Origin of the sequence: Streptomyces sp. NPDC000345, assembly GCF_042898825.1 — a bacterium.
Lineage (GTDB): Bacteria > Actinomycetota > Actinomycetes > Streptomycetales > Streptomycetaceae > Streptomyces.
Genome location: NZ_JBIAZE010000006.1, coordinates 447,275 through 469,696, shown reverse-complemented (window position 1 = coordinate 469,696; position 22,422 = coordinate 447,275). Strand labels below are relative to the sequence as shown.

General features: G+C 73.1%; 19 protein-coding genes. 7 read left to right on the top strand and 12 right to left on the bottom strand.

The features are described from left to right. The first annotated feature begins 529 nt into the window (after positions 1–529). Complete coding sequence (trpS, locus tag ACFY30_RS17940) at positions 530–1,573, top strand: tryptophan--tRNA ligase (protein WP_390846117.1); 1,044 nt, start codon at positions 530–532, stop codon at positions 1,571–1,573. On the opposite strand, the gene ACFY30_RS17935 is transcribed toward trpS, so the two are convergent. Continuing rightward, positions 1,495–2,508, bottom strand: coding sequence for a GlxA family transcriptional regulator (locus tag ACFY30_RS17935; protein ID WP_390846116.1), 1,014 nt, complete (start codon positions 2,506–2,508; stop codon positions 1,495–1,497). The two genes, trpS and ACFY30_RS17935, sit on opposite strands and share 79 nt — an antisense overlap. Before the next feature lie 76 nt (positions 2,509–2,584). On the opposite strand from ACFY30_RS17935, the gene ACFY30_RS17930 reads away from it, so the two are divergent. Next, positions 2,585–3,172 (top strand): cysteine hydrolase family protein, encoded by a 588-nt coding sequence (locus ACFY30_RS17930; protein WP_390846115.1) that lies wholly within the window; start codon positions 2,585–2,587, stop codon positions 3,170–3,172. A gap of 34 nt (positions 3,173–3,206) precedes the next feature. Here the strand turns inward: ACFY30_RS17930 and proC are convergent, their stop codons facing one another. From proC to ACFY30_RS17915, 3 genes are all read right to left on the bottom strand, one after another. After that, positions 3,207–4,019: a pyrroline-5-carboxylate reductase gene (proC, locus tag ACFY30_RS17925; RefSeq protein ID WP_390659475.1), complete on the bottom strand. Its 813-nt coding sequence runs from the start codon at positions 4,017–4,019 to the stop codon at positions 3,207–3,209. 137 nt (positions 4,020–4,156) lie between these two features. Continuing rightward, positions 4,157–4,930 (bottom strand): ABC transporter permease, encoded by a 774-nt coding sequence (locus ACFY30_RS17920; RefSeq protein ID WP_390846114.1) that lies wholly within the window; start codon positions 4,928–4,930, stop codon positions 4,157–4,159. Then, positions 4,927–5,739, bottom strand: a complete 813-nt coding sequence (locus ACFY30_RS17915; protein ID WP_390846113.1) for an ABC transporter ATP-binding protein — start codon at positions 5,737–5,739, stop codon at positions 4,927–4,929. Before ACFY30_RS17915 ends, ACFY30_RS17920 begins: the two co-directional genes overlap by 4 nt. A 272-nt stretch (positions 5,740–6,011) precedes the next feature. Here ACFY30_RS17915 and ACFY30_RS17910 point away from each other — a divergent pair, with 272 nt between their 5' ends. Next, positions 6,012–7,508, top strand: coding sequence for a SulP family inorganic anion transporter (locus tag ACFY30_RS17910; RefSeq protein ID WP_390846112.1), 1,497 nt, complete (start codon positions 6,012–6,014; stop codon positions 7,506–7,508). Here ACFY30_RS17910 and ACFY30_RS17905 read toward each other — a convergent pair. From ACFY30_RS17905 to ACFY30_RS17895, 3 genes are all read right to left on the bottom strand, one after another. Continuing rightward, on the bottom strand, positions 7,505–8,299 hold the full coding sequence (locus ACFY30_RS17905; RefSeq protein WP_390846111.1) for a class I SAM-dependent methyltransferase: 795 nt from the start codon (positions 8,297–8,299) through the stop codon (positions 7,505–7,507). The genes ACFY30_RS17910 and ACFY30_RS17905 overlap by 4 nt on opposite strands. A gap of 439 nt (positions 8,300–8,738) precedes the next feature. Then, a complete protein-coding gene (locus ACFY30_RS17900) occupies positions 8,739–9,281 on the bottom strand; it encodes an EamA/RhaT family transporter (protein ID WP_390846110.1) in 543 nt (180 codons plus the stop codon). Positions 9,282–9,334: 53 nt separating this feature from the next. After that, positions 9,335–9,634, bottom strand: coding sequence for an SH3 domain-containing protein (locus ACFY30_RS17895; RefSeq protein WP_390846109.1), 300 nt, complete (start codon positions 9,632–9,634; stop codon positions 9,335–9,337). Between the two features lie 180 nt (positions 9,635–9,814). Here ACFY30_RS17895 and ACFY30_RS17890 point away from each other — a divergent pair, with 180 nt between their 5' ends. Beyond that, a complete protein-coding gene (locus ACFY30_RS17890) occupies positions 9,815–12,007 on the top strand; it encodes a PQQ-binding-like beta-propeller repeat protein (protein ID WP_390846108.1) in 2,193 nt (730 codons plus the stop codon). A 115-nt stretch (positions 12,008–12,122) separates the two neighbouring features. Here ACFY30_RS17890 and ilvD read toward each other — a convergent pair whose 3' ends face one another. From ilvD to ACFY30_RS17870, 4 genes are all read right to left on the bottom strand, one after another. Beyond that, entirely contained in the window at positions 12,123–13,976 is a 1,854-nt protein-coding gene (gene ilvD / locus ACFY30_RS17885; protein ID WP_390846107.1) for a dihydroxy-acid dehydratase, read from the bottom strand. 101 nt (positions 13,977–14,077) lie between these two features. Beyond that, positions 14,078–14,743 (bottom strand): TetR family transcriptional regulator, encoded by a 666-nt coding sequence (locus ACFY30_RS17880; protein WP_390846106.1) that lies wholly within the window; start codon positions 14,741–14,743, stop codon positions 14,078–14,080. Next, the gene (locus ACFY30_RS17875; protein ID WP_390659466.1) at positions 14,740–15,564 is read right to left on the bottom strand and encodes a sugar phosphate isomerase/epimerase family protein; all 825 of its coding nucleotides are present in this window, start codon (positions 15,562–15,564) and stop codon (positions 14,740–14,742) included. The genes ACFY30_RS17880 and ACFY30_RS17875 overlap by 4 nt, the downstream gene beginning before the upstream one ends. Before the next feature lie 122 nt (positions 15,565–15,686). Continuing rightward, complete coding sequence (locus ACFY30_RS17870) at positions 15,687–16,619, bottom strand: Ppx/GppA family phosphatase (RefSeq protein WP_390846105.1); 933 nt, start codon at positions 16,617–16,619, stop codon at positions 15,687–15,689. Between the two features lie 71 nt (positions 16,620–16,690). Between ACFY30_RS17870 and ACFY30_RS17865 the strand changes: the two genes are divergently transcribed. Next, complete coding sequence (locus tag ACFY30_RS17865; protein ID WP_390846104.1) at positions 16,691–17,539, top strand: hypothetical protein; 849 nt, start codon at positions 16,691–16,693, stop codon at positions 17,537–17,539. Between the two features lie 109 nt (positions 17,540–17,648). Here ACFY30_RS17865 and ACFY30_RS17860 read toward each other — a convergent pair whose 3' ends face one another. Further along, on the bottom strand, positions 17,649–19,547 hold the full coding sequence (locus ACFY30_RS17860; protein WP_390846103.1) for a hypothetical protein: 1,899 nt from the start codon (positions 19,545–19,547) through the stop codon (positions 17,649–17,651). A gap of 238 nt (positions 19,548–19,785) precedes the next feature. On the opposite strand from ACFY30_RS17860, the gene radA reads away from it, so the two are divergent. Next, positions 19,786–21,195, top strand: coding sequence for a DNA repair protein RadA (radA, locus tag ACFY30_RS17855; RefSeq protein ID WP_390846102.1), 1,410 nt, complete (start codon positions 19,786–19,788; stop codon positions 21,193–21,195). Between the two features lie 82 nt (positions 21,196–21,277). Continuing rightward, complete coding sequence (gene disA, locus ACFY30_RS17850) at positions 21,278–22,402, top strand: DNA integrity scanning diadenylate cyclase DisA (RefSeq protein WP_390659461.1); 1,125 nt, start codon at positions 21,278–21,280, stop codon at positions 22,400–22,402. Positions 22,403–22,422: the final 20 nt, after the last annotated feature.

The window sequence follows — 22,422 nt, the reverse complement described above, 5'->3', positions numbered from 1 at the left end:
TTCCCTTTCCGGCGTTTCCGACTCTATCAGATCCTTTCGGTGTCTGATTCCCCGTCAGAGGGGGTTGCCTTCCCGGCCCTCGGGCCGTTCCGACGAGTGAGACTTTAGCGGATTCCCGGCTCCCGAAGCCAATCGGGCGCCGCGTCCTTTCGAACGTGGATTCCTCTTTCGCGAATACGCATGCCAATGACACGACGGCAGACGGGTCGACTGCTCGCCGAGGAGTGGTTGGTACGTGCGAAATGGCTGTCCGGGGACCGACCGGGGTCGGCGCTCACGTCGGACAACCCGGAGAACACTACGTATCGGGCGGGGGTGTGTCAACCCGCCCCCCGGTGCGCCCCGGAGGCGTACTCTGGGCGACATGACTACGCGTACGTGCACCCAGCTGTGGTGGGCCGCCTGACGGCGGCCGAACTCACGTATGCGTTCAACGGCCGCCGCCTCGGCGGCCGTTCTCGTATCTCCCTCCGGGACTCCCGAGGGTCGGCCCGCCGGGACGGCGGCCCCGACCGGAGAAGGAGTGGAGATGACGCGGGTCTTCAGCGGGGTCAAGCCGACCGGGCACCTGACGTTGGGGAACTACCTGGGAGCCATGCGGCAGTGGGCCGAGCTCGACCAGCACCGCTCGGACGCGTTGTTCTGTGTCGTCGATCTGCACGCGCTGACCGTGGACCACGACCCGGCGCGGGTGCGGCGGCTGAGCCGGCAGGCGGCGACGCTCCTGCTGGCCGCGGGACTGGATCCACGGCTGTGCACCCTGTTCGTACAGAGTCATGTCGACGAACACGCGCGGTTGTCCTATGTGCTGGAGTGCGTGGCCACCGACGGCGAGATGCGCCGGATGATCCAGTACAGGGAGAAGGCCGCGCGGGAGCGGGAGCGCGGGGGGAGTGTGCGGCTGTCGCTGCTGACGTATCCGGTGCTGATGGCGGCGGACATCCTGGCCTACGGGACCGACGAGGTGCCGGTCGGGGACGACCAGGCACAGCACGTCGAGCTCACCCGGGATCTGGCGGTGCGGTTCAACCAGCGGTACGGGCACACGTTCGTCGTCCCCAGGGCGACGGTTGCGGCGGTGGCGGCGCGGGTGATGAATCTGCAGCAGCCGAGGTCGAAGATGGGCAAGAGCGATGACTCCGGTCCGGGGATCGTCTATCTGCTCGACGAGCCGGACGTGGTGCGGAAGAAGATCATGCGGGCCGTCACGGACAGCGGGCGCGAGGTCGTGTACGACCGCGAGGAGCGGCCGGGGGTGGCGAATCTGCTGGAGATCCTTGCCGCCTGCACGGGTGGGGACCCGGCGGAGCTGGCCGCCGGGCATGCGTCGTACGGCGCTTTGAAGAAGGCCACGGCGGAGGCTGTGGTCGAAGTGCTCAGGCCGGTGCAGGCCAGGCACAGGGAGCTGTGCGCGGATCCCGCGTATGTGGAGGGGGTGCTGCGGGACGGGGCGGGCCGGGCGAGGGAGATGGCGCGTCCGGTGGTGGACGCCGCCTATCGCGCGATCGGGTTGCTGCCGCCGGTGGCGGTGGCGGAGTCCGTCGCGGGCGGGGTGCTGAACGCGGCTCGGTAGGCGCGTGGGCTGGTGGCGAGGCGCGATGCGAAGTGCTGGCGCATCGTGACCTCGCTGCCGAAGCCGGCGCGGCGGGCGACCTCGGGCATGGGGAGGTCGGTGCGTTCGAGGAGTTTCTGGGCTGCGGCGACGCGCTGGTCCAGGAGCCAGCGGAGCGGGGTGGTGCCGGTGGCGGCCGTGAAGTGGCGGGCGAAGCTGCGCGGGGACATACCCGCGTGAGCCGCGAGGCCGGCGACGGTGAGCGGTTCGTGGAGGTGGCGCAGGGCGTGTTCGCGTACGGCGGCGAGCGTGTCGGCGTCGCGGTCCGCGGGCGCGGTGGGCTGCTCGATGAACTGTGCCTGGCTGCCGGTGCGGAAGGGGGCGGTCACCATCGAGCGGGCGATGGTGGCGGCTGCCTCGGCGCCGTGGGAGCGGCGGACCAGGTGGAGGCAGAGGTCGATGCCGGCCGCGGTTCCGGCGGCGGTCCAGATGTTGTCGTCCTCGACGAAGAGGGCGTCGGGGACGACGTCGACGTGCGGGTGGTGGGCGCGCAGAAGTCCGATGAGGTTCCAGTGGGTGATCGCTCGGCGGCCGTCGAGGAGGCCGGCCTGGGCGAGGGTGAAGGCTCCGCCGCAGAGGGCGGCGAGGGGGGTGCCGCGGGCGTGGGCGCGGCGGAGCGCGTCGAGGACGGGGGCCGGTGCGGGAGTGAGGTGGTCGTCGAGTCCGGGGACGAGGATCAGGTCGGCGCGGGAGAGCCAGGCGAGGGTGCGGTCGGGGTGGAGGGACAGTCCGCCGCGCAGGGGGACGGGGGTGGTGTCGGTGGCGACGCGCCGCAGCTCGAAGGCGGGGGCGGCGCGGTCGGTGCGGTCGGTGCCCCAGACCTCGGTGATGACGGAGACGTCGAAGGCCCGGATGCCGGGGAAGGCGACGAGGGCGACACGGTACGCGGGGGCCACGGTTGGCAGTAAACCATCGATCGCTGGCTTCTGTACCTCTGGGGGTGTGGGTGGTCCCGGCGGCACGATCTGGGGCATGGACATCGCAGAGAACGCAGCGCTGGTGGTCGTGGACGTGCAGAAGGGCTTCGAGGAGGCCGGCTTCTGGGGGGCCAGGAACAACCCGGGGGCAGATGAGAACATCGCGGCGCTCATCGACGTGTGGCAGTCGTCGGGGCGGCCGGTGGTGTTCGTACGGCATGACTCGACGAGCCCGCGGTCGCCGTTGCGGCCGGGGTATGCGGGGAACGAGTTCAAGGAGTACGTGGCGGAGCGTCGGGGGAAGGGTGCCGGGCCGGAGCTGTTGCTCACGAAGACGGTGAACTCGGCCTTCCTCGGGACGCCGGATCTGGGGGCCTGGCTGACGGCGCAGGGGATCTCGCAGATCGTGGTGGCCGGGATCCAGACGAACATGTGTGCCGAGACGACGGCGCGGATGGGCGGCAATCTCGGGTACGACGTGCTGTTCGCGTACGACGCGACGTACACGTTCGATCTGGAGGGGCCGTTCGGCTGGCGGCGGAGCGCGGAGGAGCTCGCGCAGGCGTCGGCGGTCTCCCTGCACGGGGGCGGGTTCGCGCGGGTGGTGACCACGAAGGAGATCGTGGGGGCGGCCGGCGAGTGATCGCCCCGCCGCCCCGCTCGCTCCCCCGGCGGGGTCAGTCCTTGGTGCCGGAGGCCAGCTCGCGGCTGCGGTCGCGGGCGGCCTCCAGGGCGGCGATGAGGGCGGCCCGTACGCCGTGGTTCTCCAGTTCGCGGATGGCGTTGATGGTGGTGCCGGCGGGCGAGGTGACGTTCTCGCGGAGCTTGACGGGGTGTTCGCCGCTGTCGCGGAGCATCGTCGCGGCGCCGATCGCGGACTGGACGATGAGGTCGTGGGCCTTGTCGCGGGGCAGGCCGAGGAGGATGCCCGCGTCGGTCATGGCCTCGACCAGGTAGAAGAAGTAGGCCGGTCCCGAGCCGGAGAGCGCGGTGCAGGCGTCCTGCTGGGACTCGGGGACGCGCAGGGTCTTGCCGACGGAGCCGAAGATCTCCTCGGCGTGGGCGAGGTGCTCGGCGGTGGCGTGGCTGCCGGCGGAGATGACGGACATGGCCTCGTCGACGAGGGCGGGGGTGTTCGTCATGACGCGGACGACGGGGGTGCCGGGGGCGAGGCGCTCCTCGAAGAAGGAGGTCGGGATGCCGGCGGCTCCGCTGATGACCAGGCGGTCGGCGGGGACCTGGCCGGCGAGTTCGTCGAGGAGGGTGCCCATGTCCTGCGGCTTGACCGTGAGGATGAGGGTGTCCGCGGTCTTGGCGGCTTCCGCGTTGGTGACGGGGGTGACGCCGTAGCGGGTGCGGAGTTCCTCGGCGCGTTCGGGGCGGCGGGCGGTGACGAGGAGGTCGGCCGGGGGCCAGCCGCCTCGGATCATTCCGCTGAGCAGGGCTTCGCCGATCTTGCCGGTGCCGAGGACTGCGACTTTCTGGGTCATGGTGCGGGGCCCTCCGTGGGTTGCGTCGTCCACGTTCATCCTCGCACCGGTGCGGGGACGTGCGGGTCGCTTGTCCGGTGGGCGGACGTCGGGTTCCTCGCCCCCGCCGCCCCACGGACCGGACGGGGCTGGGCCGGTCAGGTCGTCCGGCGTCGCAGGGTCGCCGCGCCCAGGCCCAGGACCAGCACCGCGCAGCCGCCGACGATCAGGACGTCCCGTACGAAGGTGGCCGTCATGTCCGTGTGGGTGAGGACCTCGTTCATGCCGTCGACCGCGTAGGACATGGGGAGGGCGTCGGAGAGGGCCTCCAGGGCGGGGTGCATGGTGTCGCGGGGGGCGAAGAGGCCGCAGAGGAGGAGCTGGGGGAAGATCACCGCCGGCATGAACTGGACCGCCTGGAATTCCGAGGCGGCGAAGGCGGAGACGAAGAGTCCGAGGGCCGTGCCCAGCAGCGCGTCGAGGAGGGCCACCAGAAGCAGCAGCCAGGGGCTGCCGATGACGTCCAGGTCGAGGAACCAGACCGCCAGGCCGGTGGCCAGGGCCGACTGGATGATCGCGAGGGTGCCGAAGGCGAGGGCGTAGCCGGCGATCAGGTCGCCCTTGCCGAGGGGCATGGCGAGGAGGCGTTCGAGGGTGCCGGAGGTGCGTTCGCGCAGGGTGGCGATGGAGGTCACCAGGAACATGGTGATCAGCGGGAAGATCCCGAGGAGCGAGGCGCCGATGCCGTCGAAGGTGCGCGGGCTGCCGTCGAAGACGTAGCGCAGCAGGAACAGCATCAGGCACGGGATGAGGAGCATCAGCGCGATCGTGCGCGGGTCGTGGCGGAGCTGGCGCAGGACCCGGGCGGCGGTGGCGGTGGTGCGGGAGGCGTTCAGGCCCTTGGTGGGGGCGGGCGCGGGGGTGGTGGTCATCGGGTCGTCTCCTTCTGGCGGGCGGTTTCGGCCGCCTCGTCGACCAGGTGCAGGAAGGCCGCTTCGACCGTGGCCGCGCCGGTGCGGGTGCGCAGCGACTCGGGGGTGCCGTCGGCGAGGATCTCGCCTTCGCGCATCAGGAGCAGGCGGTGGCAGCGCTCGGCCTCGTCCATGACGTGGGAGGAGATCAGGAGGGTGGCGCCCCGGGTCTCGGCGAGGTGGTGGAAGAGGTTCCACAGGTCGCGGCGCAGGACGGGGTCCAGGCCGACCGTCGGTTCGTCGAGGACCAGGAGTTCGGGGGTGCCCAGGAGGGCGACGGCGAGGGAGACGCGGCTGCGCTGGCCGCCGGAGAGGTTTCCGGCGAGCGCGTCGGCGTGGGTGGTGAGGTCGACGTCGGCGATGGCCCGGGTGACGTTCTCGTGGCGGCGGGCGGCCGCGGCGCGGCCGGGGTCGAGGATCGCCGCGAAGTAGTCGAGGTTCTGGCGGATCGTCAGGTCGTCGTAGACCGAGGGGGCCTGGGTGACGTATCCGATGCGGGTGCGCAGGGAGGCGTGGCCGGCCGGCTGGCCGAGGACGTCGAGGGTGCCGGTGACCTTGGCCTGGGTGCCGACGACGGCGCGCATCAGGGTGGACTTGCCGCATCCGGAGGGGCCGAGCAGGCCGGTGATCTGGCCGCGCGGGACGGTGAAGCCGAGGGAGCGCAGGACCGTGCGGGAGCCGCGGACGACGGTGAGGTCGCGGGCGGTGACGGCGGGGGGCGAGCCGGGCGGGCTGGGCGGGCCGGGTGGCTCGTTCAAGGAATTCATCATGTGATGAATAATTGCCCGCGGGTGAGGGAGTCGTCAAGGGGCTCGGCGGGTGGCGCAGGCGCGCGGCGGTGGGATTGGAAGCGGAGGTTCCGCCCAGTACGCCTCCCCGTTCACGGATCGTGCACAAGAACGCTCTCCGGACTCCGTCGTTTTTACTGACAATGGAATTCATGCGCGGCATGGCTCGGGCCGTCGCCGCGCGGGTCAGTCGCCGCGCCCTCCCCCGGTGCGGCGCGCCCACGCATCTCCCGTTCCCTACCGGAGGTGCTCCCGTGTTGCGCCGTGGTGTCCGTGCTGTCCGTGCTGTCCGTGGGGTCGGCAGGGCCGATCTGTTCGCTTCCCTCGTCGTCTTCCTCGTCGCGCTGCCCCTGTGCGTGGGCGTCGCCCTGGCCTCGGGCGTGCCCGCCGAGCTGGGGCTCGTCACCGGAATCGTCGGTGGCCTGGTCGCCGGGGCGCTGCCCGGCAGCAGCCTGCAGGTGAGCGGGCCCTCGGCGGGACTGACCGTGCTCGTTTACGAGGCCGTGCGGGAGTACGGCGTTCAGGCGCTCGGGGTGATCGTCCTCGCGGCCGGGCTGGTGCAGCTCGGGCTGGGGGCGCTCAGGCTCGGGAGGTGGTTCCGGGCCGTGTCCGTGGCCGTCGTGCAGGGGATGCTCGCCGGGATCGGGCTGGTGCTGGTCGCCGGGCAGGTGTACGCCCTCGGAGACGCGGCCGCTCCGCCGGGCGGCCTCGGGAAGCTCGCCGGGCTGGTGTCGCTGCCCGGGCGGGTGGACTGGGTGGCGTTGTCAGTGGGGGGTGCCAGCATGGTCGTACTGCTGCTGTGGGGGCGGTGGCGGCGCGGGGCGCGGCTGGTTCCGGCGCCGTTGGTGGCGGTGGCGCTGGCGTCGGCGGTGACCTGGGGGTTCGACCTGGAGGTGCGGCGGGTCCGGGTGCAGGGGCTGTGGGACGCCGTGCGCGTGCCGGAGACCGCGGATCTCGGGCGGCTCACGGAAGTGGGGGTGGTCGGGACCGTCGTGGCGTTCGCGCTGATCGCGTCGGCGGAGGCGCTGTTCAGCGCGGCCGCGGTGGACCGGCTTCATGACGGGAGGAGGACGGACTACAACCGGGAGCTGATGGCGCAGGGCGCGGGCAACGCCGTGTGCGGGGTGCTGGGCGCGCTGCCGATGACGGCGGTCGTCGTGCGGAGCGCGGCTGGGGGTGCCCCCTCCGGGGGAGTGCGGGCCGGGGCGCGGACCAAGGCGTCGCGGGTGCTGCACGGGGTGTGGCTGCTGCTGTTCACGGCCGTCGTGCCGGGGGTGCTGGGGGTCATCCCGGTCGCGGCGCTGGCCGGGCTGCTGGTGCACGCCGGGTGCAGGCTCGTGCCGGTGCGCGAGGTGCGCACGCTGTGGTCCGGGCATCGGGGGGAGGTCGTCGTGCTCGGCGTGACGGCGGTGGCGATCGTCGTGGGCAACCTGTTCGAGGGCGTGCTGGTCGGGCTGGGGCTGGCCGTCGCGAAGACGGCGTGGGAGATCAGCCATGTGCATGTGGAGACCGAGGACCGCGGGGACGCCGGGATCGTCGTGAGGGTGCTGGGCCACGCGACGTTCCTGCGGCTGCCCAAGCTGCTGGACGCGTTGGACGCGCTGCCGGCCGACCGGGAGGTGCGGCTGGAACTGGGCGGACTGCGGCATGTGGACCACGCCTGCGCGGCGGCCCTGGAGGGATGGGCCGCCGCGCGGGAGCGGCGGGCGGGGCGACAGGGGGAGGTGGCGGCCGGCAGCCCGGTGTCCTAGGGCTGGGGCCGCCGGGGGGCCGCGGCCAGGAGCAGTTCGACGTCGTAGGTCTCCTCCACGGTGCCGTCCGGGAAGGCGGCGAGGAGGAGACGGCGTTCCTCGGCGAGGAAGGCCGCCGTGCTCTCCTCGCCGTGTACCAGGAGGACCGAGTGGCTGCCGAGGTTGGCCAGGTGCACGTCGAGGGGGACGCGGCGGCTCCAGCGGACCGTCCGGTGGGCGAAGCGGAGCCTGCCGGTCGGGTCGGCGAGGGCGGAGCGTCTGCCGTCGCCGTTCTTCTCCACGACCCGGTCGACACCGAAGTGGCGCTCCAAGCGGTCCGCCTGGGCGCCGATCCACGGCACGTCCACGGCGCCGGTGTTCCACCACAGCGCCAGCGCGCCGCCCGGCCGCAGGACGCGCAGGGCCTCCGGGACCGAGCGGGCCGGGTCGGTCCAGTGCCAGGACTGGGCGTAGGTGAGGAGGTCGAGGGAGGCGGTGGCGAGGGGGAGGTGGTTGCCGTCGCCGCGCACGAGCGGGACGCCTGGGAGGGAGCGGCGGAACTGCGCCGCCATGCCGTCCCCGGGCTCGACGGCGACGACGCGGGCGCCGCGGGCGTGCAGGAGGGCGGTGGCCATGCCGGTGCCGGCGCCGATGTCCGCGACGCGGGCGCCCGCGAGGGGACGGCCGGCGAGCGTCTCGACCGCGTCGAGGAGCGCGGGCGGGTAGGAAGGGCGGTTGGCGGCGTACAGGGCCGCGGCGGCGTTGAAGGAGTGGGCTCGAGCCTGGATACGGGGTTCAGGTGGGGCCGTCATACGACCATGGTGGCGGGGGGCGGGGGCGAGCGGTAAGCCGTTGTTCCGTCGTGCGGCGAGGGGCCGGCAGGGCGGGGCTTCGTTCCGCGACACGGCGCGAGCAGCCGGTCAGACGGGAGCAGCCTTGCGCGCGGCCGACGTGCCGACCGAGCAGGAGCATCCACCCGCGTGCGGCGCAAAACCGGCCGGGCAGAGGCAGCCGCTCCGTGTGCGGCGCGAGGAGCCGGTCAGACGGGAGCAGCCTTGCGCGCGGCCGACGTGCCGACCGAGCAGGAACACCCACCCGCGTACGGCGCAAGCAGCCGGCCAGGCAGAGGCAGCCGCTCCGTGTGCGGCGCAAGCAGTCGGCCAGGCAGAGGCAGCCGCTCCGTGTGCGGCGCGAGGAGCCGGTCAGGCGGGGCGGGCTTGCGCGCGGTGGTGCGAAGGGCCGGGGTGGGGTTCAGCTGCGGCGGCGCTTCCTGGAGGGGTTGCCCGTGCGGCGGGAGGTGCGCTTCTCGTGCTGCTTCAGTGCCGCCTCGTACTCCTCGCGGTGGAGCTTCTCGCCGGGGGCCTCGGTGAGGGCGCGGAAGAAGTAGGCGAGGAGGGAGCCGACGAAGCCGATGGCCAGGAGACCGCGCAGGGACGCCTGGCGGTCGGGGTCGGGGCGCTTGGCGAAGCCGTCCCAGGTGTGACGGAAGGCGAGCGCGCTGCAGATCGTGAACATGACGACGACCAGCAGGGTCACGAAGCTGCCGATGTCGGCGATCGCCAGTCCCTGGTAGGCGAAGCGCAGGACCAGACAGGAGGCGGCGGTGGCGGCGAGCGCGCCGGCGGCCACCGCGACGCGGCGGGCGGTATAGCGGCCGTCGTGGTCCACCCAGGTGGTGCCGAAGAAGCGCAGGGGCTCGGGGCGGGGGCCGGTGGGGGTGCCCTGTGTGTCGCGGGCGCCCGGCGTGTCCCGGGAGCCCGCCGGGATGTCCGGGGTGCCGTTTTCGTCGCTCACGGGACGATTATGGCGCCGGCGTCCGGCGGGCTCCCGGGTGGGTCACCCCGCGGTCAGGCGCAGCGCGAGGCGACGTAGCCGTCGCTGCCGGTGTGGACGTAGCTGTCGGAGACGAACTCGCCGCTGCCGATGTTGTCCCAGATGTTCGACGTCCCGTACGGGCCGGTGATCGTCGTGCCCGGCGTCTGGCAGTAGATCGCGACCCTGGACCCCTCGGGCAGGACGCGGACGATGCCGTAGCCCGTGCCCGGGCCGCTGCGGACGTTCAGCCGGACGCCCGGGGCGATCGAGTAGTAGGTGACGGCCGCCGCCGCGTCGCCGCCGCCGGCCTCTTCCACGTGCTCAACAGACATGCAGAACCTCCCCCGTCGGACCCCATGACTGCCATGGGGTCACGTTCATTCCCCTCGAACACGACATGAAACACATGCGCGTTATTCGTACGCGGAGGCTAGCAAGCCGCCTCTGTCCCGTAGAAGTCATCGACTAGGCTCCGTGCGTCGCGCGCGCGGAGAACAGCACGGGGGTGGTCCATGGCGCCACAGCGCAACACCGGGGCGGGCGCGGAAGCGGAACTTCCGGAGTACGCCGGTCACTACCGGCTGGAGTCACGGCTCGGCTCGGGTGGCATGGGTGTGGTCCACCTTGCCCGGAGCACGTCCGGGATGAAGGTCGCGGTGAAGGTCGTACACGCCCAGTTCGCCCGGGATCCCGAGTTCAGGGGCCGTTTCCGGCAGGAGGTGGCGGCCGCGCGGAGAGTGAGCGGGGCGTTCACCGCGCCCGTCGTGGACGCCGACCCGGAGGCCGAACGCCCGTGGATGGCCACGCTGTTCATTCCCGGCTCGACGCTTTCCGAGCAGGTGAAGCGGAACGGGCCGCTGAGCTCGGGCGAGTTGCGGCGGCTGATGGCCGGACTCGCGGAGGCGCTGCGCGACATCCACCGGGTGGGGGTCGTGCACCGGGATCTGAAGCCGAGCAACGTGCTGCTCGCGGAGGACGGGCCGAAGGTCATCGACTTCGGCATCTCCCGGCCGAAGGACAGCGAACTGCGTACCGAGACGGGCAAGTTGATCGGGACGCCGCCGTTCATGGCGCCGGAGCAGTTCCGGCGGCCGCGGGAGGTCGGGCCGGCCGCCGACATCTTCGCGCTGGGCTCGGTCATGGTGCACGCGGCGACGGGGCGCGGGCCGTTCGACTCCGACAGCCCCTACGTCGTCGCCTACCAGGTCGTACACGACGAGCCGGACCTGACGGGCGTACCGGCGAACCTCGCGCCGCTGGTGGTGCGCTGTCTGGCCAAGGAGCCCGAGGACCGGCCGACGCCGGACGAGCTGATGCGGGAACTGCGGTCGGTGGCCGCCTCGTACGACACGCAGGCGTTCATACCGGAGCAGCGGACGGAGGCCGCCGACGGCCGGGGGTCCGCCTGTCCCGCCGGGCCGGCCGAAGGGGCGGCCGACGGGGCGGGCAGGCCGGTCGAGAAGCCCGTCCCCGGGCAGGAACCGGCCGGTGCGCCCGGTCCGGCCGAGGGGCCCGAGCGGCCCGCGCCGTCCCGTGGGAAGACGCGCGGCAGGCGGGTGGCCCTGGTGGCCGCGACGCTTGCCCTCGCCGTCGGCGGAACGCTCGCGGCGGCGCAGTTGTTCGGCGCCACGCCTTCGCCGGGGGAGGCGCGGCCCCGGACCACGACGGCCGCGTTCGACGCGTGGGAGGCCGGTTCGGTGTCCGGGGCGCAGACCGTGCCGCAGTGCTCGTACGGGGCCGGGAAGCTGCTGTGCGCCCAGTCCGGGGTGGTCTTCGCACTCGACCCGGCCGACGGCGGCCTCGCGTGGAAGCACTCCGTCCCCGACGCGCTGCCGGGCGGGCCGCCGGTGCTGGCCGGGGAGCTCGTGCAGCCGCCGTCCGACCAGGACCGGAAGCTGGAGGCGCTCGACCCGGACACGGGCGAGGTGGGCTGGCGGCGGGACATGCCCGCGCACACCGGGGTGCGCACGGCGGGCGGCACTCTGCTGTTCAGCGCGGCCGACGGGACCGTCACGGCCGTGGACGGGGCGTCGGGCCGGACGAAGTGGAGCCATGGGTTCGCCGGCCAGGGGGTGCCGTACTTCGTGTCCTTCGCGGGCGACCCGCTGGCCTACACGACGACCGCCACGGACTCGGGGACGACCCGGGTGACCGCGGTGGACCCGGACACGGGGAAGGTGCGGTGGCGCGCGCTGCTGCAGGGCACGCTGCAGGCGGTGGGCAGCCACGCGGGGGCGGTGTTCTTCCTCCCCACCGACCGTGAGTCCGGGGACACCGGCGCCGTGGTGCGCTACGACCCCGCCTCCCGGTCGGAGCGCCGCGTGGCGCTGCCCGTGGCCCGGCAGGCACCCGCGGCCGGTGCGCACGGTGACGTCGTCTACCTGATGTCCACCGGCGGGGCGCTGGAGGCGATCGACACGGCGGCCGGGAAGCGGCTGTGGAGCCTGGAGACGGCCGTGTCCCGGGGCTCGGATCCGGTGTACGCCGACGGGCATGTGTACGTGAGCGCGGCGGACGGGCGGCTGCTCGCCGTGGACGCCCGCACCGGCCGGCTCCTCGGCCAGACGAAGCCGCGCCTCGGCACGCACTCGGACCGGGTGGCGAGCACGCTGCCGCGGCCCGTCCCGGTCGACGGCCGGGTCTACGCGGCGGCTCCCGACGGCACCGTCTTCGCCGTGGACGGGCGGGATCCGTCCGGCTGGTAGTGCGCGCGGCGCGCCGATGGCACGCGAAGGGGCCGCCTCCGAGGGAGGCGGCCCCTTTGTGCACAGGGTGTGGATCAGCCGGGCGGGGCTGTGGACCGGCCCGGCAGGGTGTGGATCAGCCCAGCTTGGACACGTCCCGCACCGCGCCCTTGTCGGCGCTCGTCGCCATCGCGGCGTAGGCGCGCAGCGCGGCGGAGACCTTGCGGTCGCGGTTCGACGGGGCGTACACCCCGTCCAACGACTGCTCGCGGCGCGCGAGTTCCGCGTCGTCGACGAGCAACTCGATCGAGCGGTTCGGGATGTCGATGCGGATGCGGTCGCCGTCGCGGACGAGGGCGATCGTGCCGCCGGAGGCCGCCTCGGGCGACGCGTGCCCGATGGACAGGCCGGAGGTGCCGCCGGAGAAGCGGCCGTCGGTGATCAGCGCGCAGGTCTTGCCGAGGCCGCGGCCCTTGAGGAAGGACGTCGGGTAGAGCATCTCCTGCATGCCGGGGCCGCCCTTGGGGCCCTCGTAGCGGATGACGACGACGTCGCCGTGCGTGATCTGCTTGTTGAGGATCTTCTCGACGGCCTCCTCCTGCGACTCGCAGACGACCGCGGGGCCCTCGAAGGTCCAGATCGACTCGTCGACGCCGGCCGTCTTGACGACGCAGCCGTCGACGGCGAGGTTGCCGCGCAGGACCGCGAGGCCGCCGTCCTTGGAGTAGGCGTGCTCGGCGGAGCGGATGCAGCCGCCCTCGGCGTCCTCGTCCAGCGCCTCCCAGCGCTCGGACTGGGAGAAGGCCTCGGCGGAGCGGACGCAGCCGGGCGCCGCGTGCCAGAGCTCCACGGCCTGCGCCGACGGGGAGCCGCCGCGGACGTCCCAGGTCTTCAGCCAGTCCGCCAGGGACGGGCTGTGGACGGCGTGCACGTCCTCGTTCAGCAGGCCCGCGCGGTGCAGCTCGCCGAGGAGGGCGGGGATGCCGCCGGCGCGGTGCACGTCCTCCATGTAGTACGTGCGGTTCTTGGCGACGTTCGGCGCGACCTTCGCCAGGCAGGGGACGCGGCGGGAGACGGCGTCGATCTGCTCCAGGCCGAAGGGGACGCCCGCCTCCTGGGCGGCAGCCAGCAGGTGCAGGATCGTGTTCGTGGAGCCGCCCATCGCGATGTCCAGCGCCATCGCGTTCTCGAACGCGGCGAAGGTGGCGATGTTGCGCGGCAGGACCGTCTCGTCGTCCTGCTCGTAGTAGCGGCGGGTGATGTCCATGACCGTGCGGGCGGCGTCGACGTAGAGCTGCTTGCGCGCGGTGTGGGTGGCCAGGACCGAGCCGTTGCCGGGGAGGGAGAGGCCGATGGCCTCGGTCAGGCAGTTCATCGAGTTGGCGGTGAACATGCCGGAACAGGAGCCGCAGGTCGGACAGGCGTTCTCCTCGATGCGGAGGATGTCCTCGTCCGAGATCTTGTCGTTGACGGCGTCGGAGATCGCGTCGACCAGGTCGAGCGTGCGGACCGTGCCGTCGACGAGCGTGGCGCGGCCGGACTCCATCGGACCGCCGGAGACGAAGACCGCCGGGATGTTCAGGCGCAGGGCCGCCATGAGCATGCCCGGGGTGATCTTGTCGCAGTTGGAGATGCAGACCAGGGCGTCGGCGCAGTGCGCCTCGGCCATGTACTCGACCGAGTCCGCGATCAGGTCGCGGGAGGGGAGGCTGTACAGCATGCCGCCGTGGCCCATCGCGATGCCGTCGTCGACGGCGATCGTGTTGAACTCGCGCGGGATGCCGCCCGCCTCGCGGATCGCCTCGCTGACGATCCGGCCCACCGGCTGCAGATGCGTGTGGCCGGGGACGAACTCGGTGAAGCTGTTGGCGACCGCGATGATCGGCTTCCGGCCGATGTCCGCACCGGGTACACCGGAGGCGCGCATAAGGGCGCGGGCGCCCGCCATGTTGCGGCCGTGGGTGACTGTGCGGGACCTCAGCTCGGGCATCGTCGCTCGCTCCTTCAGACAGATAGGGCTGTTAATGAGCGTACGCCGGTCATCCAGGGGGCGGGACGAGGTGTCCGGAATACGGGATGCGTGTCTCGGCCTCAGGGGGTCGTGAGGTGTCCCTGGACGACCGGTGCCACCCGCGCGATGATCTGCTCGACGTCCGCCGACGCCAGCGGCTCCACCTTGATCACGTACCGCAGCATCGCGCACCCGACCAGCTGCGCCGCCGCCAGCTCGGCGCGCAGCTCGGCGTCCGGCAGGTCGACCCGGGCGGCGATCCGGCGCAGCAGCTGGGAGGCGATCAGACGGCGGAAGACGGCGGCCGCCGTGTCGTTGTTCACGGCCGACCGCACGATGGCGAGCAGGGGCGTACGGGTGGCGGGGTTCTCCCAGATGCCGAAGACGAACCGGGCCATCCGCTCCCCCACGCCCTCCAGCGGGCCCTCGGCGATCGCGTCCGGCGCGCTCAGCGCGGGGGCGAAGGCGACCTCGATGGCCGCCTCGAAGACCTGCTCCTTGGTGCCGAAGTAGTGGTGGACGAGCGCCGGGTCGACGCCGGCCGCCTTGGCGATGCCCCGCACGGACGTCTTGTCGTAGCCCCGCTCGGAGAACTCCTCTCGCGCGGCGGCCAGGATGCGGTCGCGGGTCCCGGCCGAGGCGGTACGGGGCGGACGGCCGCGCCGACGGGCGGTCTCGCCGGTGTCGGCCGGTTCCGTACGAGGGGGGCGGCCGCGGCGTCCTGAGGTCCCGTCGGGGTCGGTCACCGGCGGGGCACCTTCGTGGCCGAGGCCAGGTGGAGCCGGGTGAAGGCGAGGGCCTCCGCCAGGTCGGCCTCACGCTCGGCGCCGGACATGGCACGCCGGGTGTTGACCTCGATGACGACATGCCCGTCGAAGCCGCTCAGCGCGAGCCGCTCCAGCAGTTCGGCGCAGGGCTGGGCGCCGCGGCCGGGGACCAGGTGCTCGTCCTTGGCCGAACCGTTTCCGTCGGCGAGGTGGACGTGGCCGAGGCGGGCCCCCATGCGGTCGACCATGTCCAGCGTGTCGGTGCGGGCGGTGGCGGCGTGGCTGAGGTCGATCGTGAAGTGCCGGTAGTCGTCCTTCGTGACGTCCCAGTCGGGGGCGTACGCGAGCATCTCGCGGTCGCGGTAGCGCCACGGGTACATGTTCTCGACGGCGAACCGTACGTCCGTCTCGTTCGCCATCCGCCAGATCCCCTGGACGAAGTCCCGCGCGTACTGGCGCTGCCAGCGGAAGGGCGGGTGGACGACGACGGTGGTCGCGCCGAGCTTCTCGGCCGCGGCGCGCGCCCGCTGCAGCTTCACCCAGGGGTCGGTGGACCACACCCGCTGGGTGATGAGCAGGCAGGGGGCGTGCACGGCCAGGATCGGGATGCGGTGGTAGTCGCTGAGTCTGCGCAGCGCTTCGATGTCCTGGCTGACGGGGTCGTTCCAGACCATGACCTCGACGCCGTCGTAGCCGAGGCGCGCGGCGATCTCGAAGGCCGTCGCCGTCGACTCGGGGTACACGGACGCCGTCGACAGGGCGACCTTCGCATCCGGGATCCGTACGACTGGCTCTGCCATGGGGGACAGGTTACGGGGTGCGGTTGCCTGAATGCCGGGCCCCTGATCGTCGTTGTGGTGTTCGCCATAGACGGGTGCGGGGCCTTGGGGTCCTTCGTGCGGTTTCCGCGCGCCCTCGCCGGCTAGACCGTGACCATGTGATCGAGGCGCCGCAGGATCACGCCTTCCCTCAGCGCCCACGGGCAGATCTCCAGGCTCTCGACGCCGAACAGGTCCATCGCCCCCTCCGCCACCAGCGCGCCCGCGACGAGCTGGTTGGCGCGGCCCTCCGAGACGCCCGGCAGTTCCGCGCGCTGGGCGGTGGTCATGCCGGCCAGGCGGGGCACCCAGGCCTCCAGGGACTCGCGCTTGAGTTCGCGCTGGACGTAGAGGCCCTCGGTGGAGCGGGCGGCGCCGGCTATGCGGGCCAGCTGCTTGAACGTCTTCGAGGTGGCGACGACGTGGTCGGGGGCGCCGAAGCGGCTGAACTCGCCGACCGTCCGGGCGATCTGCGCGCGGACGTGCCGGCGCAGGGACCTTATGTCCTCGGGGTCGGGCGGGTCGCCGGGCAGCCAGCCCGCGGTGAGGCGGCCGGCGCCCAGCGGCAGCGACGCGGCCGCGTCGGGCTCCTCGTCGATGCCGTAGGCGATCTCCAGGGAGCCGCCGCCGATGTCCAGGACCAGCAGCTTGCCGGCCGACCAGCCGAACCAGCGGCGGGCCGCGAGGAAGGTGAGCCGGGCCTCCTCGGCGCCGGTGAGGACCTGGAGCTCGACGCCGGTCTCGGCCTGCACGCGCGCGAGGACGTCGTCGGCGTTGGTGGCCTCGCGCACGGCGGAGGTCGCGAACGGCAGCAGGTCCTCGACGCCCTTGTCCTCGGCGGCCTGGAGCGCGTCGTGGACGACCGCGATCAGTTTGTCGACACCCTCGGGGCCGATCGCCCCGGCCGGGTCGAGGAGTTGGGCGAGGCGCAGTTCGGCCTTGTGCGAGTGCGCGGGCAGCGGGCGCGCGCCGGGGTGTGCATCCACCACCAGCAGATGCACCGTGTTCGATCCCACGTCGAGGACACCGAGTCTCATGTAGGGAACGCTACTGCCAGCCAGGCCATGGGCCGTCCCCGAAGCGGGCTCCGCCGACTTACCCTGGACGGGTGCCAAAGACGAAAAAGGCGAAGACCGACAAATCCACCGGCGGTTCTTCGCGGGCGAAGCCGGTGACGGCGTCCACGCAGTCGAAGAAGGCCCTGAAGGAAGACGAGAAGGGCCTCGACTTCGCGCGCGCGTGGGTGGAGTTCCCGGATCCTGCGGACGACGAGCAGGTCTTCCGGTGCGATCTGACATGGCTGACCTCTCGCTGGAACTGCATCTTCGGCAGCGGCTGCCAGGGCATCCGCGCGGGCCGCGCGGACGACGGGTGCTGCACGCTCGGTGCCCACTTCTCCGACGAGGACGACGAGAAGCGGGTCGCCGAGCACGTGGCGCGTCTCACCCCCGACATCTGGCAGCACCACGACGAGGGACTGCGGGGCGGCTGGGTCTCGGAGGACGAGGACGGCGACCGCCAGACCCGCCCCTACCAGGGCTCCTGCATCTTCCAGAACCGTCCCGGCTTCGCCGGCGGCACGGGCTGCTCGCTGCACATCCTGGCCCTCAAGGAGGGCCGCGAGCCGCTGGAGACCAAGCCGGACGTCTGCTGGCAGCTGCCGGTGCGCCGGACGTACGACTGGATCGACCGGCCCGACGACACCCGCGTCCTGCAGGTGTCGATCGGCGAGTACGACCGCCGCGGCTGGGGCCCGGGCGGCCACGACCTGCACTGGTGGTGCACGTCGGCGACCTCGGCCCACGGCGCGGGCGAGCCCGTGTACGTGTCGTACCGGGCGGAGCTGACCGAGCTGATGGGCAAGGCCGGCTACGACCGTCTCGTCGAGCTGTGCGAGGCACGTCTGGCCTCGCAGCTCCCGTTGCTGGCACCGCATCCGGCGGATCCAATCGACTGAGCGGGCCGCGGGTCCGGTGCGGTGGCCGAGGACGTCCGCCCGTGAAGGAGCGGTGCCCGCTCGCGGCGTGCCGGGCGTCGCGGCGGGGCGCACGTCGCCTGCCATGGCGCTAGGTCGTGGGCGGGTTCTCGCCGCCGCCGTCGGCCGGGGGCGGTGCCGGGTCCTCCGGGGTGGACGGGGAGCCGCTGGGCGTGGGCTGCGGGTCGGCCGGGGGCGGCGGGTCGGCCGGGGTGGGGTCCGGGGAGGGCGGTACGGGGGGATCCGGGTCCGGGCCGGAGGACGACGGGGGCGGGTCCGTGGGGCTGCCGGGGCCGGTGCCGGGACCGGAGTTGTCGCCGGTGCCGGGAGCCGGGGCGGGTGCCGTGCCGTAGCCCTCGATGGAGATCACGGTGCCCGCCGGGGCGACCGTCACGCGCGCGTGCCAGTGTCCGGACGGCTCGCGCAGGGCGTCGACGTACACCTTGACCGTCACCGACTCGCCGGGCCGCAGGGTGCCGGCGGAGCGGCTCAGGTAGAGCCAGGAGACACCGGCGGAGGCGGACCAGCGGACGGGGCCTTCGGCGTCCCTGCCCGCGGTGAGGGTGACGAGGGTGGTGTCGCCGCTGGTGGCGGCGGTCACGGTCAGGCGGCCGGCGCTTTTCGTGCCGAGCCCCGAGACGCTGACGACCTCCACGGAGACGTCCGGTCTGGGGCCCTTGCCGAAGCCGGTGCCGGGTCTGGTGCTGGCGTTGCCCGCGTTCTCGTAGCCGTTCGCCCCCTCCCCGCCCAGGGCTGCGGGATCGTGCGCCTCACTGGCGCTGGCGGCGCGGCCGTCGGCGCCCTCGGTGGTGGGGGTGCCCCGGTAGGCGGCCCACAGGGCGAGCACCGGGGCCGCCACGACGGTGGCGACGACGGTGGTCGTGACGGCACGCGCGCGCAGGCGGTCGCGGCGGGCCGCGCGGTCCTTGGGGTCCATCGGGAAGCCCCGCCGGTCGAAGCGGGGGACGGCGGCGCCCCGCGCCCGGGGCAGATGGGTCATGGCGGCGCGCAGGGCGGGGCGGGGCGCTTCCAGGACGGGCAGCTCGGCGGGGGTGACCCCGGCCCCGGGCCAGCGGCCGGGGACGGCGCGCTCGGCGGTCCGGCGGCAGCGGGGGCAGTCGTCGACGTGCCGGACGAGCTCGCGGCGCAGGGTGGCGCTGAGGACCAGCTGGTGGTCGCCGGTGAGGCGGGCCACACCGGGGCAGCCGCCGGTCTCCACGACGGCGAGGGCAGCGCGGGTGCGCTCGACCTCGCAGGCGGCCGAGGCGAGCAGCTCGCGGGCGGCGGCCTGGTCCATGCCGAGCACGGCGGCGACCTCGTGGGCGGCGAGGTGGTGGCGTACGGCGAGTTCGAGTGCCTCACGCTGCTCGGGCGTGGTGCCGGCCGCCTCCGGCCAGGCGAGCAGGGCGAGTTCGCGCCGCCGCTCCTCCTGGACGTCGTCGGGGGCGGAGGGGTGCTCCCCGGGCTGCGCGCCGGAGCGCGGGCTCGCTTGCGCGCCGGTCCGGTCGCCGGAGTGCGGGCCCGTCTGTGCGCCGGCCCGGGTGGTCGACTGCGGGCCCGTCTGCGGGCCGGTCCGGTCGCCGGGCTGTGCGGGTGTCCGGGCGGCGGACTGCCGGCGGGCGCCGGACTGCGCACGGGTGGCGGTGCGCCCCGCCGCGTGGGTGCTCTGACGTTTCTGCTTGGCCTCGGCCAGCTTGCGCAGGCACGCCCAGCGGGCCAGCGCGTACAGCCAGGCCCTGCGCTCCCCCGCGGCGTCCGGGACGCGCTGGCCGCGCCGCTCGGCGAGCGCGAGGGCGTCCCCGAGGGCGGCGGTGGCGGCGTCGTGGTCGCACAGGACGGACAGACAGTAGGTGAACAGTCCGTCCAGGTACGGCTCGTAGCGCGCGGGCGGACGCTGCGCGAGCGTGCGCCCCGCGGCGCGGTCGCGCGCCTCCCGGTGCGCCCGGTGTGCGCCGGTCGTGCGGGTCGAGGTTTCCGGGCTGCTGCTCATCACCCGTGCGACCGTAGGCGGCCCGCGACGAGCACTTCTTGTCCCTTCAGTCCTTTTAATCCGTACGGGTGAAACGATCCCTCATAAGGGGACAGGAACGGGGGGTTCCGTGGCTCGTTCGTGAGGGGGGTGGCCGGATCGCAGGGGGTGTCCGGATTCTCCCCGGGTGTCCGAGGGCTCGCGCCGGTTTGTCCACAGGCCCCGCCCCGCTGTCGGTGGCGGCGGCTACGGTTTCCCCATGGCTGCCCGTACCAAGACCACCAAGGACCGACCGTCCTACCGCTGCACGGAGTGCGGCTGGCAGACGGCCAAGTGGCTCGGCCGCTGCCCCGAGTGCCAGGCCTGGGGCACGGTCGAGGAGTACGGCGCGCCCGCGGTCCGTACGACGACGCCGGGGCGCGTCACCACCTCCGCCGTGCCCATCGGCCAGGTCGACGGCCGGCAGGCCACGGCCCGCTCCACCGGCGTGCCCGAGCTGGACCGCGTCCTCGGCGGCGGTCTGGTGCCCGGCGCGGTGGTGCTGCTCGCGGGCGAGCCCGGCGTCGGCAAGTCGACGCTGCTGCTGGACGTGGCGGCCAAGGCGGCGAGTGACGAACACCGCACGCTGTATGTGACGGGTGAGGAGTCGGCGAGCCAGGTCCGGCTGCGCGCCGACCGCATCGGCGCCATCGACGACCACCTGTATCTGGCGGCCGAGACCGATCTGGCCGCCGTCCTCGGGCACTTGGACGCGGTGAAGCCGTCGCTGCTGATCCTCGACTCGGTGCAGACGGTGGCCTCCCCCGAGATCGACGGGGCGCCGGGCGGCATGGCCCAGGTGCGCGAGGTCGCCGGGGCCCTGATCCGCGCCTCCAAGGAGCGCGGGATGTCCACGCTGCTGGTGGGCCATGTCACGAAGGACGGCGCGATCGCGGGCCCCCGCCTGCTGGAGCACCTGGTGGACGTCGTCCTGCACTTCGAGGGCGACCGGCACGCGCGTCTGCGCCTGGTGCGCGGCGTGAAGAACCGCTACGGCGCCACCGACGAGGTCGGCTGCTTCGAACTGCACGACGAGGGCATTGTCGGACTTGCCGACCCAAGCGGACTTTTCCTGACCCGTCGTGACGAACCGGTCCCCGGTACCTGCCTGACGGTCACCCTGGAGGGCCGCCGCCCCCTGGTCGCCGAAGTCCAGGCCCTGACCGTCGACTCGCAGATCCCCTCGCCCCGCCGCACCACCTCCGGCCTGGAGACGTCCCGGGTGTCGATGATGCTCGCGGTGCTGGAGCAGCGCGGTCGCATCAGCGCGCTCGGCAAGCGGGACATCTACTCGGCGACGGTCGGCGGCGTGAAGCTCTCGGAGCCCGCGGCGGACCTGGCGATCGCCCTCGCGCTGGCCTCCGCCGCGAGTGACACCCCCCTGCCGAAGAACCTCGTCGCGATCGGCGAGGTGGGCCTCGCGGGCGAGGTCAGACGGGTCACGGGCGTCCAGCGCAGGCTCGCGGAGGCCCACCGTCTGGGCTTCACGCACGCGCTCGTACCGGGCGACCCCGGCAAGATCCCGGCCGGTATGAAGGTCCTCGAAGTCGCGGACATGGGGGACGCGCTGCGGGTCCTGCCGAGGTCCCGTCGCCGAGAGGCCCCACGGGAGGCGGAGGACCGCCGGTAGACTTTGCCCTGGTCTCGCCCGTCCGTACGAACCGAGTGCGCGAAACGGGAGCGCCTGAAGAACCTGCGACCGGAGGAGTGCAGTGGCAGCCAACGACCGGGCGGCAGCTCCCGGAAAGTCCGGTGGGAGTTCCGGCGCCGAGGGCCTGATGCGCGCCGCGCTGAGCGCGGTGGCTCCGGGCACGGCCCTGCGTGACGGCCTCGAGCGGGTTCTCCGCGGCAACACCGGCGGGCTCATCGTGCTCGGCTCCGACAAGACCGTCGAGACGATGTGCACGGGCGGATTCGTCCTGGATGTCGAGTTCACGGCCACGCGTCTGCGGGAGCTGTGCAAGCTCGACGGCGGCATCGTGGTCTCCTCCGACCTGTCGAAGATCCTGCGCGCCGGCGTCCAGCTGGTCCCGGACCCCACGATCCCCACGGAGGAGACCGGCACCCGGCACCGCACGGCGGACCGGGTCTCCAAGCAGGTCGGCTTCCCGGTCGTGTCGGTCTCCCAGTCGATGCGTCTGATCGCCCTGTACGTCGACGGCCAGCGCCGGGTCCTGGAGGACTCCGCGGCGATCCTGTCCCGCGCCAACCAGGCGCTGGCGACCCTGGAGCGCTACAAGCTCCGCCTGGACGAGGTCGCGGGAACGTTGTCAGCGCTGGAGATCGAGGACCTGGTGACGGTCCGGGACGTCTCCGCGGTGGCCCAGCGCCTGGAGATGGTGCGCCGCATCGCCACCGAAATCGCCGAGTACGTGGTCGAACTGGGCACGGACGGCCGTCTGCTGGCCCTCCAGCTCGACGAGCTGATCGCGGGTGTGGAGCCGGAGCGGGAACTGGTGGTCCGGGACTACGTCCCCGAGCCGACCGCCAAGCGCTCGCGCACGGTCGACGAGGCGCTGTACGAGCTGGACGCGCTCACCCACGCCGAGCTGCTCGAACTCTCCACGGTGGCGAAGGCGTTGGGCTACACCGGCTCCCCCGAGGCGCTCGACTCGGCGGTCTCCCCGCGCGGCTTCCGGCTGCTGGCCAAGGTCCCCCGGCTGCCCGGCGCCATCATCGACCGCCTGGTGGAGCACTTCGGCGGACTCCAGAAGCTCCTTGCCGCCAGCGTCGACGACCTCCAGACGGTGGACGGCGTGGGCGAGGCCCGGGCGCGCAGCGTCCGCGAGGGCCTGTCCCGGCTGGCGGAGTCGTCGATCCTGGAGCGGTACGTCTAGCCGATCCCGGAGCGGTACGT

Coding starts and splice junctions, on each gene's coding strand:
- trpS (WP_390846117.1), top strand. CDS start 530: ATGACGCGGGTCTTCAGCGGGGTCAAGCCGACCGGGCACCTGACGTTG.
- ACFY30_RS17930 (WP_390846115.1), top strand. CDS start 2,585: ATGGACATCGCAGAGAACGCAGCGCTGGTGGTCGTGGACGTGCAGAAG.
- proC (WP_390659475.1), bottom strand. CDS start 4,019: ATGACCCAGAAAGTCGCAGTCCTCGGCACCGGCAAGATCGGCGAAGCC.
- ACFY30_RS17920 (WP_390846114.1), bottom strand. CDS start 4,930: ATGACCACCACCCCCGCGCCCGCCCCCACCAAGGGCCTGAACGCCTCC.
- ACFY30_RS17915 (WP_390846113.1), bottom strand. CDS start 5,739: ATGATGAATTCCTTGAACGAGCCACCCGGCCCGCCCAGCCCGCCCGGC.
- ACFY30_RS17905 (WP_390846111.1), bottom strand. CDS start 8,299: ATGACGGCCCCACCTGAACCCCGTATCCAGGCTCGAGCCCACTCCTTC.
- ACFY30_RS17895 (WP_390846109.1), bottom strand. CDS start 9,634: ATGTCTGTTGAGCACGTGGAAGAGGCCGGCGGCGGCGACGCGGCGGCG.
- ACFY30_RS17890 (WP_390846108.1), top strand. CDS start 9,815: ATGGCGCCACAGCGCAACACCGGGGCGGGCGCGGAAGCGGAACTTCCG.
- ilvD (WP_390846107.1), bottom strand. CDS start 13,976: ATGCCCGAGCTGAGGTCCCGCACAGTCACCCACGGCCGCAACATGGCG.
- ACFY30_RS17875 (WP_390659466.1), bottom strand. CDS start 15,564: ATGGCAGAGCCAGTCGTACGGATCCCGGATGCGAAGGTCGCCCTGTCG.
- ACFY30_RS17870 (WP_390846105.1), bottom strand. CDS start 16,619: ATGAGACTCGGTGTCCTCGACGTGGGATCGAACACGGTGCATCTGCTG.
- ACFY30_RS17860 (WP_390846103.1), bottom strand. CDS start 19,547: ATGAGCAGCAGCCCGGAAACCTCGACCCGCACGACCGGCGCACACCGG.
- radA (WP_390846102.1), top strand. CDS start 19,786: ATGGCTGCCCGTACCAAGACCACCAAGGACCGACCGTCCTACCGCTGC.